This window comes from Devosia sp. 1566 (assembly GCF_004005995.1).
Taxonomy (GTDB): Bacteria; Pseudomonadota; Alphaproteobacteria; order Rhizobiales; family Devosiaceae; genus Devosia.
This window is the reverse complement of the sequence record NZ_CP034767.1, coordinates 1511451-1523131: the sequence shown is the minus strand read 5'-3', so window position 1 is coordinate 1523131 and position 11681 is coordinate 1511451. Positions and strand designations below refer to the sequence as shown.

The following is an 11681-nucleotide window of genomic DNA, read 5'->3' as shown; positions in this document are numbered from 1 at the left end:
GGTTTGAATTGGGGGGCGTGGCACCCTATATGCAGCGCTCACCTCCCCCCTCTCTCCTGTGCCGGAAAGGCAAGTCGTCAATGACCACTGAGCCGAAACACGTGTTTCCCAATACCTCCGCGCTGATCGCTGCGGAAGCTCCGGATTTTCCGGCATTTCTGTTCTCGGAGCGGGAGTTGCACAAGGCCACTAAGGTGTTTCGCAAGGGCTTTGACGGGCTGCTGACTTATGCCGTCAAGTGCAACCCCTCGCCTCACATCATTGCGCAGCTGCACCGCGAAGGGCTCAAAGCATTCGACGTTGCCTCCAATCGAGAGATGGAGCTGGTGCGCGACTATGCGCCGGGTGCAGCAATGCACTACAACAACCCGATCAAGAACAAGCGGGAAATCGTGCGGGCGTATGAGGAGTTCGGCGTTCGCTCCTTCACCATCGACCATCCCCAGCAGCTCGATCAGCTTGCGTCAGTGGTGTCGCCGTCGCGCGATGTGGAAGTCACCACGCGCTTCAAGGCGGGCAAGGCGCTCAAGTCCTATGACTTTGGCATCAAGTTCGGCGTGATGGAGCAAGGCGCCGCCGAGATCGTCACCATGGTCGAGCAGATGGGCTATACGCCGAGCCTGTGCTTCCATGTCGGCTCGCAGTGCGAAGACGCCTATGCCTATGAGCGTCACATCGCGGCGGCATCGCGCATCGTGAACGAAGCGGGGATCGAGCTGAAACGCCTTAATATCGGTGGCGGCTATCCCGCCCCCTACCCGACCAGCGAAGCGCCGCCGATGGACTATTATTTCGAAACGATCTCGACCGCGGTCGAGGATCATTTCGGCAACAAGAATCGCCCTGAGCTGATCATCGAGCCCGGTCGGGCCCTCGTGACCTCGTCCACCTCGCTGCTGCTGCGGGTAAAGCATCAGCGTGGCGGCCAATCGGTTTATGTCAATGACGGCGCCTATGGCTCGCTGATGGAAGTGAAGTTCATGCACTTTACTCCCCCAGTGCGGGTGTGGCGCGGTGCGCGGGTGCACGACAACAATGCGGAGTTCTCTGAGTTCACCATCTGGGGCCCAACCTGCGACAGCTATGACGTGTTGCCCCAGGTGTTCACCCTGCCCGCCGATATCGATGAAGACGACTGGATCGAGTTCGGCCTGATGGGCGCCTACACCCAGGCCTCGTTGACCCCCTTCAACGGCTTTGATCGCCGCGACCAGTATTGGGTCGAAGAGGTCTATACCGGCAAGGATGTCCAGCCGGAATGAATTGACAAGGCCGCTTCGATCACCCGAGGCGGCCTTTTACTGACGCAGATGGGACTCCGAATCGGCTAGGCGGCCTGCGTCGGCTGGACCATGCAGAGCTCGATAACGCTACGCGCCGCACTAAGCACCGCCTCTTCCGGCGAGATATAAGGACGCCCCAGCAGCGCCCTGCCCTTGGCACCATCGTAGTGCTTTTCATTGCCGATATCATTGATGATCTGGCTGGAGCTGCCACCAGATCTCAGCATGGCTAGCAGGACTTCGTCCGGGAGCACGCGATCCGTAATGGGGCAATCCGGGTAGTGACGGCGAAGGATGGCCGCGACCTCCTCAAAGCGAGTATATCCATCGGCAGCGATGTAGCGCTCGCCCACTGAAGCTGGATCTTCCAGAGCCGCCAGGTGCATCGCCGAAACGTCACGCACATCAACAATGGCGAATCCAGTGTTGATGACCGCCTGGGTGGCCCCGCTAAGCAAGTTAACCACCAAGCCCAGCGATACGCTGGTATCGGGATCGGACGCCGGCCCGAGAATGGCACCGGGATGGATAGTGGTGAGATGCAAATCATTGGCCTGGGCGAAAGACCAGGCAGCACGCTCCGCCCGGGTCTTGCCGATGCAGTAGGCCCAGGGATGCTCCAGCGCTTCGAGCCGCGTGAAGTCAGCTTCGGTGTAGACCCGTTTGCCGCTGGTGTGACCAAGGCCATAGCCGATCGTGGCAAGTGATGACGTCATAATGATGCGCTTGACGCCAGCTGCAGCGGAAAATCGCAGCACCCGTTCCGTGCCCTCAACGGCGGGGCGCACAACCAGATCAGGGTCCTTAGGCTCGATGGCCAGAACTGTCGTGGCAACATGCATGACCGCGTCAGCGCCGGAAAGAAGTTCGGACCAGTTCGCATCGTCCAGGAGATCTGCCTGGACCAACTCGAGTTCGCTGCGAACCGACTGGCCCGTTATGGAAGATACCGCCTCGCGAACTGCATCGCTCTTGGTGAGGTCGCGTACGGTCCCACGCACGCGATAACCGGCAGTTATGAGATCCGCCAGAACGTACTTCCCCACGAAGCCACTGGCGCCCGTAACTACAACCATACCCTTGGCCATCGTTCCCCCCAAAACAAAAGCGGCCACGGAGTGAACCGCAGCCGCTTCTAAAAGTCTATGGGTCTGAGCGCTTACGCGGCTTCGGACTCGTCTTCGTCGCGATACTGTACCGGGCCGCTGTCCTGGCCCTTCGCATTGACGTCACGATCAACAAACTCGATCACGGCCATGGGCGCATTGTCGCCATAGCGGAAGCCGGCCTTCATGATGCGGATATAGCCGCCCTGACGCTCGGCATAACGCGGGCCGAGCACTGCGAACAGCTTGGCAACCTGGCCTTCGTCACGGATCTGAGCGATAGCCTGACGGCGGGCATGCAGGTCGCCGCGCTTAGCGAGGGTGACGAGCTTCTCGACGATCGGACGCAGGTCCTTGGCCTTGGGAAGCGTGGTGACGATCTGCTCGTGCTTGATCAGCGCGGCGGACATGTTGGCAAACATCGCCTTGCGATGGCTGGCCGTACGGTTGAGTTTGCGGCCTGAATTACCGTGGCGCATGGTGGTCTCCTAAAGTGCTTGGCAGCGCGCGATCAATAATGATCTTCGTAGCGCTTGGCGAGGTCATCGATATTCTCGGGTGGCCAGTTGTTGACGTCCATTCCGAGATGAAGCCCCATCTGTGCCAGGACTTCCTTGATTTCGTTGAGCGACTTGCGGCCGAAGTTCGGGGTCCGCAGCATCTCGGCTTCCGTCTTCTGGATCAGGTCGCCGATGTAAACGATGTTGTCGTTCTTGAGGCAGTTGGCCGAACGCACCGAAAGCTCGAGTTCGTCGACCTTCTTGAGCAGCGCCGGATTGAAGGCCAGCTCGGGCACGGAATCCTGCGCCTTTTCCTTGCTGGGCTCTTCGAAGTTCACGAACACCGAGAGCTGATCCTGCAGAATGCGAGCGGCATAAGCCACGGCATCATCCGGCGAGATCGCACCATTCGTTTCCACCTGCAGCGTCAGCTTGTCCTTGTCGAGCGATTCACCAGCACGGGTGGCATCGACCTTGTAGGACACGCGACGAACCGGCGAGAACAGCGAGTCGACCGGGATATAGCCGATCGGTGCGTCTTCAGGACGGTTCTTGTCGGCCGGGACATAGCCCTTGCCGGTATTCACGGTGAACTCGATATTGATCTCGGCGCCATCATCAAGATGGCAGATCACGAAATCGGGGTTCAGCACTTCGATGTCGCCGGAGACCTTGATGTCGCCAGCAGTCACAGCGCCCGGGCCCTGCCGCGTCAGCTGCAGGCGCTTGGGGCCTTCGCCGCCCATCTTCAACGCAATTTCCTTTACGTTGAGGACGAGATCGGTCATGTCCTCGCGCACGCCCGGCAGCGAGGAGAATTCGTGCAGAATGCCATCAATCTGGATTGCCGTCACCGCCGCGCCCTGAAGCGACGACAGCAGCACGCGACGCAGGGCGTTACCAAGGGTAAGCCCGTAACCGCGCTCAAGCGGCTCGGCAACCACCGAGGCCACGCGCGCGTTATCGCTGCCCGAAACAATCTCCAGCTTGGTCGGCTTAATCAGTTCTTGCCAGTTCCTCTGGATCGTCACGGTTCTTGTCCTTTCAAAATCGCGGCCCTCGCCCGGCCGCACCGCCGCAAACGCAATAAGACTCCCGGCCGCCCCGGCCGGGAGCTCTTGACTGCTCTATTAAACGCGGCGCCGCTTGCGCGGACGGCAGCCGTTGTGCGGGATCGAAGTGACGTCACGGATCGAGGTGACGTTGAAACCGGCAGCCTGGAGAGCGCGCAGCGCAGACTCGCGACCCGAACCAGGACCGCGCACTTCAACCTCAAGGGTCTTCATGCCGTGTTCCTGAGCCTTCTTGGCAGCATCTTCAGCAGCGACCTGAGCCGCGTACGGGGTCGACTTGCGAGAACCCTTGAAGCCCATCACACCCGAGGAGCTCCACGAAATCGTGTTGCCCTGCATGTCAGCGATGGTGACCATGGTGTTGTTGAAGGATGCATTCACGTGAGCAACACCCGACGTGATATTCTTGCGCTCCTTGCGGCGGACGCGCGTGGTTTCAGTCTTAGCCATTTAATTCCTCTGATCGATATCTACGCTGCCGTCAGCCTTGGAGCGGCCCCGGCAGCTACATCGAAGAACCCCAAATGGGTTCTTACTTCTTCTTGCCGGCGATCGGCTTGGCCGGACCCTTGCGGGTGCGGGCATTGGTGTGGGTACGCTGACCGCGAACCGGCAAACCGCGACGGTGGCGCAGGCCGCGATAATTACCCAGGTCCATCAGACGCTTGATGTTCATTGCCACATTGCGGCGCAGATCACCTTCCACGACATAGTCGCGGTCGATGGTTTCACGGATCTGGATAACTTCAGCGTCGGTCAATTCATTGACGCGGCGCTCGGCTGGAATGCCAACCTTGGTGCAGATATCCTCGGCGAACTTGTCACCGATCCCGTGGATATACTGCAACGCGATGATCACGCGCTTATTCGTCGGGATATTGACGCCAGCAATACGAGCCACGTCTGCTCTCCTTCATTCAACACGGATACCGTCACGGCCCGTGCCTTTAAACAACAAGGGACCGGATTTCGACCCCCAACCAATTGAGGAACCGAATCCAGCCCAATAATCTATGGAACTGACGCGGTTCTTTAAGGACTTGACAAGCCAGAGTCAACTGCCCTGCCAAATCTGCCTTCAGTGCTCGATGGCCGCCTTGATGGCATCGGTCACTGCGGTGACCGGCGCCATGCCGTCCACAGTTCGCAGTAGACCCTTGCCACTGTAATAGGCAACCAACGGCGCGGTTTGCTCGCCGTAAACGGCAAGGCGCTTGCGCAGCACGTCCTCGTTGTCGTCGGCGCGAGCGCCGCCACTTTCCTTGGCGCGATTAATCACGCGCTGGACCAGAACATCGGGATCGGCCTTGATCTCGACCACGGCGTCGAGCTCGACACCCTTGGCCGCCAGCATCTCACCCAAGGCTTCCGCCTGGGCAATGGTGCGGGGAAAGCCGTCGAGGATAAAGCCCGGCTGGCAGTCCTGTGCATCGAGGCGTTCAGCAACGATGCCATTAACGATCTCGTCGGAAACTAGATCCCCACGATCCACAATGGCCTTGGCCTCAAGCCCCAACGGGGTCTTGGCCGCAATAGCCGACCTCAGGATGTCCCCGGTGGAGAGCTGCGGAATTCCGTAGGTCTCCAGCAGGATTTTTGCTTGTGTCCCCTTGCCCGCTCCTGGCGGCCCCAACAGGATCAACCTCATCGACGTTTGCCCCCACCCAGACGAGACTTCTTGACCAGCCCTTCATATTGCTGCGCGATCAGATGGCTCTGGATCTGGCTAACCGTATCGAGCGTCACCGTCACCATGATCAGCAGCGAGGTGCCGCCGATGAACTGGCTCACCGCCAGCTGGTTGTGGATCAACTCGGGAATCAGCGCCACAACAGTCAGATAAAGCGCGCCGATCAGAGTGATACGAGTCAGCACATAGTCGATGTACTGAGCGGTCCGTTCGCCGGGACGAATGCCCGGGATGAAGCCGCCAGAGCGCTTGAGATTGTCGGCAGTTTCCTGCGGGTTGAAGACGATTGCCGTGTAGAAGAAGGCGAAGAAGATGATGAAGAAGGCAAAGAGCGCAAGGTAAAGTGGTTGCCCACGACCAAGCAGCGCCGTGGTCACCTGAAGCCATTGCGGCGCGTTGCCTTGAGCGGCAAAGGACGCGATGGTTGCAGGCAGCAGCAGGAGCGATGAACCGAAGATCACCGGGATCACGCCTGCCGTGTTGAGCTTGAGCGGCAGATGCGAGGTATCGCCCTGGAACATCTTGTTGCCGACCTGGCGCTTTGGATACTGGATCAGCAGCCGGCGCTGGGCGCGTTCAAAGAACACGATGAAGGCAATCACCGCAATCGAAAGCAGCACGATGCCAAAGCCAGCCAGGGGCGGCAAGGCACCGGTCCGGCTCAGCTCGAAAGTCTGAACAATCGTGGTCGGCAGGTTGGCGACAATACCGGCAAAGATGATCAAGGAAATGCCGTTACCTACGCCGCGTGCAGTGATCTGTTCGCCCAACCACATCAGGAACATGGTGCCGCCAACCAGCGTGATCACCGTCGAGATACGGAAGAACCAACCTGGATTGAGCACAACGCCTTGGCTGCCCTCCAGTCCGACGGCGATGCCATAGGCCTGAACGGCACAAAACACCACGGCAAGATAGCGCGTGTACTGGTTCATCTTGCGACGGCCAGCTTCGCCTTCTTTCTTGAGCGCCTCAAGACGAGGCGATGCGGTGGCGATCACCTGCACGACGATCGAAGCCGTGATATAGGGGATCAGGTTGAGGGCAAAGATCGCCATGCGTTCGACGGCACCGCCGGCGAACATGTTGAACATGCCAATAATGCCCTGCTGGGACTGTTCGAAGGTCGCGCGGAACGCGTCCGGATCAATGCCAGGAACGGGAATGAAAGTGCCAAGCCGATAAACGAGCAGCGCGCCCAGTGTGAACCAGATGCGCTGCTGAAGGGCCTTGGCCTTCGAGAAGGTCGAGAAGTTAAGATTACGAGCTAGTTGCTCGGCTGCGGACGCCATGCATCGCTCCCTATGGCTTTAAGGCCAGGCGCGTAAGACCGAGTGAAATCACTCGGCCTGTGCGTCCTCTGCCGTCGACTTTGCCTTGAGCAAATCGACCTTGCCGCCTGCAGATTCAATAGCTGCAAGCGCACCCTTGGTTGCATAATCAACCTTGAAGGTGACCTTGGAGGCGGTGAAACCCTCAGCACCGATCAGGCGCACGCCGTCCTTGACGCGACGGATCACGCCGGCAGCAACAAGAGCCTGAGCATCGACAACACCGGACACGTCCAGCTTGCCGCTGTCGATGTAGTTCTGGATGCGATCGATACGGATCTGGTTCCAGTCCTTGGGGTTCGGCGGATTGAAGCCGCGCTTTGGCATACGCATGTGAAGGGGCATCTGGCCGCCTTCAAAACCGTTGATCGCCACGCCTGAGCGTGCGGTCTGGCCCTTGCCACCGCGACCACCGGTCTTGCCCTTGCCCGAACCGATACCGCGGCCTACGCGGATACGGGTCTTGCTGGAGCCTGGATTATCACGAAGTTCGTTCAAACGGGTCATGGGGGACCTTCTTTCCTACTCGCCGATTACGCGGACGAGGTGCGGGAGCTTGTTGATCATGCCGCGCACTTCGGGCGTATCAATCAGCTCGCGCTTCTTGTTCATCTTGTTCAGCCCCAGACCGATCAGGGTTGCACGCTGCACCTTGTCACGGCGGATCGGTGATCCGATCTGCTGGACGGTAATGGTTTTGCCATCAGCCATTTTTAATCTCCGACTAGGTGGTGCGATCAGACTTCGACGGCGGCTTCGCCGCGGCGAGCCTGCAGTTCGGAAACCTTTAGGCCACGACGGGAGGCCACCGAGCGAGGGCTATCAACGCGCTTGAGCGCATCAAAGGTAGCCCGCACCATGTTGTATGGGTTTGCAGTGCCCTGCGACTTGGCAACGATGTCGTTGATGCCAAGCGTTTCGAACACAGCGCGCATCGGACCACCAGCAATGATGCCGGTACCGGGAACAGCTGCGCGCAGGATCACCTTGCCGGCGCCGTGACGACCCTGCACATCGTGGTGCAGCGTACGAGCGTCGCGCAGCGGCACGCGGATCATCTGCCGCTTGGCCTGCTCGGTTGCCTTGCGAATTGCTTCTGGAACTTCGCGCGCCTTGCCGTGACCGAAGCCAACGCGGCCCTTCTGGTCGCCGACAACAACAAGCGCTGCAAAGCCGAAGCGACGGCCACCCTTGACCACCTTAGCCACACGGTTGATGTGGACCAGGCGATCGACGAATTCGCTTTCGCGTTCTTGAACGTCTCTGCTCATAATGTTTTTCCTTGCCGTGTCTTAGAACTGCAGACCGCCCTCGCGGGCTGCCTCTGCAAGGGCCTTTACACGGCCGTGATAGATGTACGACCCACGGTCGAAGACGACTTCAGCGACGCCAGCCTGGGTGCCGCGCTCGGCAATCAGCTTGCCGATCGCTGCTGCAGCCTCAGCGGTGCTGCCATTGGCAACACTGGACTTGATGTCCTTGTCGAGCGTCGAAGCGGCCGCAAGGGTGCGACCCGTCGTGTCATCGATGATCTGAGCGTAGATATTCTTGTCCGAACGGAAAACCGACAGACGCGGACGACCGAAGGCACGAGCCTTGAGCGCCTTGCGGACACGGGCCTTGCGGCGCTCCGCACCTTTTGCACTAATAGCCATAGCTGGCGCTCCTTACTTCTTCTTGCCTTCTTTGCGGAAGACCTGTTCGCCCAGGTACCGCACGCCCTTGCCCTTGTAGGGCTCTGGAGCACGCCACTCGCGGATATTGGCCGCAACCTGGCCAACCTGCTGCTTGTCCGTACCGGTCACGATGATCTCGGTCGGTGCAGGGACAGCAAGCGTGATGCCCGCAGGGGCTTGGTAGATCACTTCGTGGCTGAACCCAAGCGAAAGCTTGATATCCTTGCCCTGCATAGCAGCGCGATAACCAACACCCTGGATCGCCAGCCGCTTTTCAAAGCCCGTGCTGACACCGGTGACCATGTTCTGGATCAGTGCACGGGTGGTGCCCCAGGCAGCGCGCGCCTCACGGGTGTCGTTGGCCGGAACAACGGTGATGCCGTCGTCGCCCTGCTCAACATTGACAACTTCCATGAGGGGCAGGCTCAGCTCGCCCTTGGGCCCCTTGGCGGTTACGGTGCGACCATTGACGGTCACCGTAACGCCACTCACCGGTGCAACCGGTTTCTTGCCAGTACGTGACATTTTTCAGTTCAATCCTTGAGTAATCGTCTTACCGTGGATCCAGGGCACAAGCCCTAGAACACGCGGCAGAGTACCTCGCCACCGACATTGGCGGCCTTGGCTTCGTGGTCGGCCATCACACCCTTGGGGGTGGAGAGGATCGACACACCCAGGCCATTCGCAACCTGGGGGATATTCTTGACCGACGCATAAACGCGACGGCCCGGACGCGAAACGCGCTCGATGGTGCGAATCACGGGGTCGTTTTCGGCATACTTCAGTTCGATTTCGTATTCGGCAGCGCCGTTCTCGAACTTGGTTTCCGAATAGCCGCGGATGAAGCCTTCGGACTGAAGCACGTCCAGGACGCGGCCACGCAGCGTGGAAGCCGGCGTGGACACGGAAGTCTTGCGGCGCAACTGGGCATTGCGGATGCGGGTCAGCATATCGCCGATGGGATCGGAAAAGCTCATCTCAGATTCTCCTTACCAGCTCGACTTCACGAGGCCGGGAATCATGCCCATGTTGCCAAGCTCACGCAGTGCAATACGGCTCATCTTGAGCTTACGGTAGTAAGCACGTGGACGACCCGACACTTCGCAACGGTTACGCACCCGCACCTTGGCGGAATTGCGAGGCAGTTCGGCCAGCTTGAGCTGGGCGGCGAAACGCTGATCGATGGGGATCGACTGATCCTTGGTCTGCGCCTTGAGAGCTGCGCGCTTGCCGGCATACTGCTTGGCGAGCGCAACGCGCTTCTTGTTCTTTTCAATGGAGCTGGTCTTGGCCATGTCCTGTTCCTTATCCTTCCCCTGCCCGCTTACTGGCGGAACGGGAAGTTGAATGCCTTGAGAAGCGCGCGCGCCTCATCATCGCTCTTGGCCGTCGTCGCAATGACGATGTCCATGCCCCAGACCTGGTCAACCTGATCGTAGTTGATTTCCGGGAAGATGATATGTTCCTTGATGCCCATAGCGTAGTTGCCACGGCCGTCAAATGAATTCGGATTGAGGCCGCGGAAATCTCGCACGCGGGGCAGCGCAATGTTGACCAGACGGTCAAGGAATTCATACATGCGCGTCTTGCGCAGCGTGACCTTGACGCCCAGCGGCATGTCTTCGCGCACCTTGAAGCCGGCGATCGACTTGCGAGCATGGGTGATCACGGGCTTCTGGCCGGCAATCTTTTCCAGATCGCCCGCAGCGCTCTTGACCTTCTTGGTGTCGTTGACGGCTTCGCCAACGCCCATATTCAGCACGATCTTGTCGAGCTTGGGCATTTCCATGACGTTCTTGTAGGAGAACTGCTCCTGAAGAACCTTGCGGATATTTTCTTCATACTCGGTACGAAGCCGCGGAATGTAAGCGGTCTCAGCCATCGATCACATCTCCGGTCGACTTGGCAACGCGCGTCTTGACGCCGTCGTTGATCTGGAAACCGACGCGGGTGGGCTTGCCATCCTTGTCGGCGAGCGCGATGTTCGACAAATGGATCGGGGCTTCCTTGGTGAATATCCCTGCATCGGTCGACGCGGTCTGCTTAGTGTGGCGACGAACCAGGTTGATACCCTGGACCAGCGCCTTGGTTTCGGTCGGGATGACCTGCAGGACCTGCCCGGTCTTGCCCTTGTCCTTGCCGGCCAGGACGACGACCTTGTCGCCCTTTTTAATCTTGGCAGCCATTACAGCACCTCTGGCGCGAGCGAAATGATCTTCATGTGGTTCTTGGCGCGAAGCTCGCGCGGAACTGGTCCGAAGATACGAGTGCCGATTGGCTCTTTCTGATTGTTGATCAGAACCGCGGCATTCTTGTCGAAGCGGATTACGGTGCCATCGGGACGACGGATGTCGAACGCCGTGCGAACGACCACGGCCTTCATGACCTGGCCCTTCTTGACACGGCCACGTGGAATGGCATCCTTGACGGAGACGACGATGATGTCGCCGACCGAAGCGTACTTGCGGTGCGAACCGCCGAGTACCTTGATGCACATGACCCGCTTGGCGCCGGAGTTGTCGGCGACATCGAGATTGGACTGCATCTGGATCATGGCGTAGCACCTTCCTGAGCCGCGTCCTGAACCAGCGTCCAGCGCTTGTTCTTGGAAATCGGCGCACACTCTTCGATCCAAACGATCTGCCCGACCTTGGCCAGATTGGCCTCGTCATGGGCGTGATACTTCTTGGACCGGCGAACCGTCTTCTTCATCACGGGATGCGTGAAGCGGCGCTCAACGCGCACCACGACCGTCTTCTCATTGGCGTCGGAGACCACAGTCCCCTGCAAAACGCGCTTTGGCATGGTCGCGGCTCCTTACTTCGCTGCGTTCTTTTCGCCGAGGATCGTCTTGATCCGCGCGATGTCGCGGCGGACGGACTTTACCTGGGCCGGCTTTTCCAGCTGCTGGGTAGCACGCTGGAAACGCAGGTTGAACTGTTCTTTCTTGAGGTCGACGAGCTGATCCTTCAGTTCGTCTGCGGTCTTGCTCCGCACATCACTGGCTTTCATGCTCGCAGTC

The 11681-nt window shown here is 59.3% G+C and carries 20 protein-coding genes; 1 reads left to right on the top strand and 19 read right to left on the bottom strand.

Annotated features, from left to right (window positions below; translation table 11 throughout):
- Positions 1-80: 80 nt before the first annotated feature.
- Positions 81-1262, top strand: coding sequence for a type III PLP-dependent enzyme (locus ELX51_RS07470; RefSeq protein WP_164854793.1), 1182 nt, complete (start codon positions 81-83; stop codon positions 1260-1262).
- 65 nt (positions 1263-1327) lie between these two features.
- Here ELX51_RS07470 and ELX51_RS07465 read toward each other — a convergent pair whose 3' ends face one another.
- The 19 genes from ELX51_RS07465 to rpmC all read right to left on the bottom strand — a co-directional run bounded on the left by ELX51_RS07465 (position 1328) and on the right by rpmC (position 11671).
- Positions 1328-2398, bottom strand: a complete 1071-nt coding sequence (locus ELX51_RS07465) for an NAD-dependent epimerase/dehydratase family protein (protein ID WP_127752925.1) — start codon at positions 2396-2398, stop codon at positions 1328-1330.
- Between the two features lie 44 nt (positions 2399-2442).
- Positions 2443-2868 carry a 50S ribosomal protein L17 gene (rplQ, locus tag ELX51_RS07460; protein ID WP_127752924.1) on the bottom strand — a complete coding sequence of 142 codons (426 nt, stop codon included), beginning with the start codon at positions 2866-2868 and terminating at the stop codon, positions 2443-2445.
- 32 nt (positions 2869-2900) lie between these two features.
- Positions 2901-3920 carry a DNA-directed RNA polymerase subunit alpha gene (locus tag ELX51_RS07455; RefSeq protein WP_127752923.1) on the bottom strand — a complete coding sequence of 340 codons (1020 nt, stop codon included), beginning with the start codon at positions 3918-3920 and terminating at the stop codon, positions 2901-2903.
- A 99-nt stretch (positions 3921-4019) separates the two neighbouring features.
- A complete protein-coding gene (rpsK, locus tag ELX51_RS07450; RefSeq protein ID WP_127752922.1) occupies positions 4020-4412 on the bottom strand; it encodes a 30S ribosomal protein S11 in 393 nt (130 codons plus the stop codon).
- A gap of 82 nt (positions 4413-4494) precedes the next feature.
- The gene (gene rpsM, locus ELX51_RS07445; RefSeq protein WP_108398542.1) at positions 4495-4863 is read right to left on the bottom strand and encodes a 30S ribosomal protein S13; all 369 of its coding nucleotides are present in this window, start codon (positions 4861-4863) and stop codon (positions 4495-4497) included.
- A 177-nt stretch (positions 4864-5040) separates the two neighbouring features.
- Positions 5041-5610, bottom strand: coding sequence for an adenylate kinase (locus ELX51_RS07440; protein ID WP_127752921.1), 570 nt, complete (start codon positions 5608-5610; stop codon positions 5041-5043).
- Positions 5607-6944 carry a preprotein translocase subunit SecY gene (secY, locus tag ELX51_RS07435; protein ID WP_127752920.1) on the bottom strand — a complete coding sequence of 446 codons (1338 nt, stop codon included), beginning with the start codon at positions 6942-6944 and terminating at the stop codon, positions 5607-5609. Before secY ends, ELX51_RS07440 begins: the two co-directional genes overlap by 4 nt.
- A 48-nt stretch (positions 6945-6992) precedes the next feature.
- Complete coding sequence (gene rplO, locus ELX51_RS07430) at positions 6993-7490, bottom strand: 50S ribosomal protein L15 (RefSeq protein WP_127752919.1); 498 nt, start codon at positions 7488-7490, stop codon at positions 6993-6995.
- 15 nt (positions 7491-7505) lie between these two features.
- Positions 7506-7694 carry a 50S ribosomal protein L30 gene (rpmD, locus tag ELX51_RS07425; RefSeq protein ID WP_127752918.1) on the bottom strand — a complete coding sequence of 63 codons (189 nt, stop codon included), beginning with the start codon at positions 7692-7694 and terminating at the stop codon, positions 7506-7508.
- A gap of 26 nt (positions 7695-7720) precedes the next feature.
- A complete protein-coding gene (rpsE, locus tag ELX51_RS07420) occupies positions 7721-8254 on the bottom strand; it encodes a 30S ribosomal protein S5 (RefSeq protein ID WP_127752917.1) in 534 nt (177 codons plus the stop codon).
- Between the two features lie 21 nt (positions 8255-8275).
- Positions 8276-8638: a 50S ribosomal protein L18 gene (gene rplR / locus ELX51_RS07415; protein ID WP_127752916.1), complete on the bottom strand. Its 363-nt coding sequence runs from the start codon at positions 8636-8638 to the stop codon at positions 8276-8278.
- 12 nt (positions 8639-8650) lie between these two features.
- Positions 8651-9184, bottom strand: a complete 534-nt coding sequence (gene rplF / locus ELX51_RS07410) for a 50S ribosomal protein L6 (protein WP_127752915.1) — start codon at positions 9182-9184, stop codon at positions 8651-8653.
- Between the two features lie 53 nt (positions 9185-9237).
- The gene (gene rpsH / locus ELX51_RS07405) at positions 9238-9636 is read right to left on the bottom strand and encodes a 30S ribosomal protein S8 (RefSeq protein ID WP_127752914.1); all 399 of its coding nucleotides are present in this window, start codon (positions 9634-9636) and stop codon (positions 9238-9240) included.
- A gap of 12 nt (positions 9637-9648) precedes the next feature.
- Positions 9649-9954: a 30S ribosomal protein S14 gene (gene rpsN / locus ELX51_RS07400; RefSeq protein WP_127752913.1), complete on the bottom strand. Its 306-nt coding sequence runs from the start codon at positions 9952-9954 to the stop codon at positions 9649-9651.
- A 29-nt stretch (positions 9955-9983) separates the two neighbouring features.
- Positions 9984-10541, bottom strand: a complete 558-nt coding sequence (gene rplE / locus ELX51_RS07395) for a 50S ribosomal protein L5 (RefSeq protein ID WP_127752912.1) — start codon at positions 10539-10541, stop codon at positions 9984-9986.
- Positions 10534-10845, bottom strand: a complete 312-nt coding sequence (rplX, locus tag ELX51_RS07390; RefSeq protein ID WP_127752911.1) for a 50S ribosomal protein L24 — start codon at positions 10843-10845, stop codon at positions 10534-10536. The genes rplE and rplX overlap by 8 nt, the downstream gene beginning before the upstream one ends.
- On the bottom strand, positions 10845-11213 hold the full coding sequence (gene rplN, locus ELX51_RS07385; protein WP_046138380.1) for a 50S ribosomal protein L14: 369 nt from the start codon (positions 11211-11213) through the stop codon (positions 10845-10847). The genes rplX and rplN overlap by 1 nt, the downstream gene beginning before the upstream one ends.
- Positions 11210-11464 (bottom strand): 30S ribosomal protein S17, encoded by a 255-nt coding sequence (gene rpsQ, locus ELX51_RS07380; RefSeq protein ID WP_127752910.1) that lies wholly within the window; start codon positions 11462-11464, stop codon positions 11210-11212. The genes rplN and rpsQ overlap by 4 nt, the downstream gene beginning before the upstream one ends.
- A 12-nt stretch (positions 11465-11476) precedes the next feature.
- Positions 11477-11671 carry a 50S ribosomal protein L29 gene (rpmC, locus tag ELX51_RS07375; protein ID WP_046172875.1) on the bottom strand — a complete coding sequence of 65 codons (195 nt, stop codon included), beginning with the start codon at positions 11669-11671 and terminating at the stop codon, positions 11477-11479.
- Positions 11672-11681: the final 10 nt, after the last annotated feature.

Coding starts and splice junctions, on each gene's coding strand:
- ELX51_RS07470 (WP_164854793.1), top strand. CDS start 81: ATGACCACTGAGCCGAAACACGTGTTTCCCAATACCTCCGCGCTGATC.
- rplQ (WP_127752924.1), bottom strand. CDS start 2,868: ATGCGCCACGGTAATTCAGGCCGCAAACTCAACCGTACGGCCAGCCAT.
- rpsK (WP_127752922.1), bottom strand. CDS start 4,412: ATGGCTAAGACTGAAACCACGCGCGTCCGCCGCAAGGAGCGCAAGAAT.
- ELX51_RS07440 (WP_127752921.1), bottom strand. CDS start 5,610: ATGAGGTTGATCCTGTTGGGGCCGCCAGGAGCGGGCAAGGGGACACAA.
- secY (WP_127752920.1), bottom strand. CDS start 6,944: ATGGCGTCCGCAGCCGAGCAACTAGCTCGTAATCTTAACTTCTCGACC.
- rplO (WP_127752919.1), bottom strand. CDS start 7,490: ATGACCCGTTTGAACGAACTTCGTGATAATCCAGGCTCCAGCAAGACC.
- rpmD (WP_127752918.1), bottom strand. CDS start 7,694: ATGGCTGATGGCAAAACCATTACCGTCCAGCAGATCGGATCACCGATC.
- rpsE (WP_127752917.1), bottom strand. CDS start 8,254: ATGAGCAGAGACGTTCAAGAACGCGAAAGCGAATTCGTCGATCGCCTG.
- rplR (WP_127752916.1), bottom strand. CDS start 8,638: ATGGCTATTAGTGCAAAAGGTGCGGAGCGCCGCAAGGCCCGTGTCCGC.
- rplF (WP_127752915.1), bottom strand. CDS start 9,184: ATGTCACGTACTGGCAAGAAACCGGTTGCACCGGTGAGTGGCGTTACG.
- rpsH (WP_127752914.1), bottom strand. CDS start 9,636: ATGAGCTTTTCCGATCCCATCGGCGATATGCTGACCCGCATCCGCAAT.
- rpsN (WP_127752913.1), bottom strand. CDS start 9,954: ATGGCCAAGACCAGCTCCATTGAAAAGAACAAGAAGCGCGTTGCGCTC.
- rplE (WP_127752912.1), bottom strand. CDS start 10,541: ATGGCTGAGACCGCTTACATTCCGCGGCTTCGTACCGAGTATGAAGAA.
- rplX (WP_127752911.1), bottom strand. CDS start 10,845: ATGGCTGCCAAGATTAAAAAGGGCGACAAGGTCGTCGTCCTGGCCGGC.
- rplN (WP_046138380.1), bottom strand. CDS start 11,213: ATGATCCAGATGCAGTCCAATCTCGATGTCGCCGACAACTCCGGCGCC.
- rpsQ (WP_127752910.1), bottom strand. CDS start 11,464: ATGCCAAAGCGCGTTTTGCAGGGGACTGTGGTCTCCGACGCCAATGAG.
- rpmC (WP_046172875.1), bottom strand. CDS start 11,671: ATGAAAGCCAGTGATGTGCGGAGCAAGACCGCAGACGAACTGAAGGAT.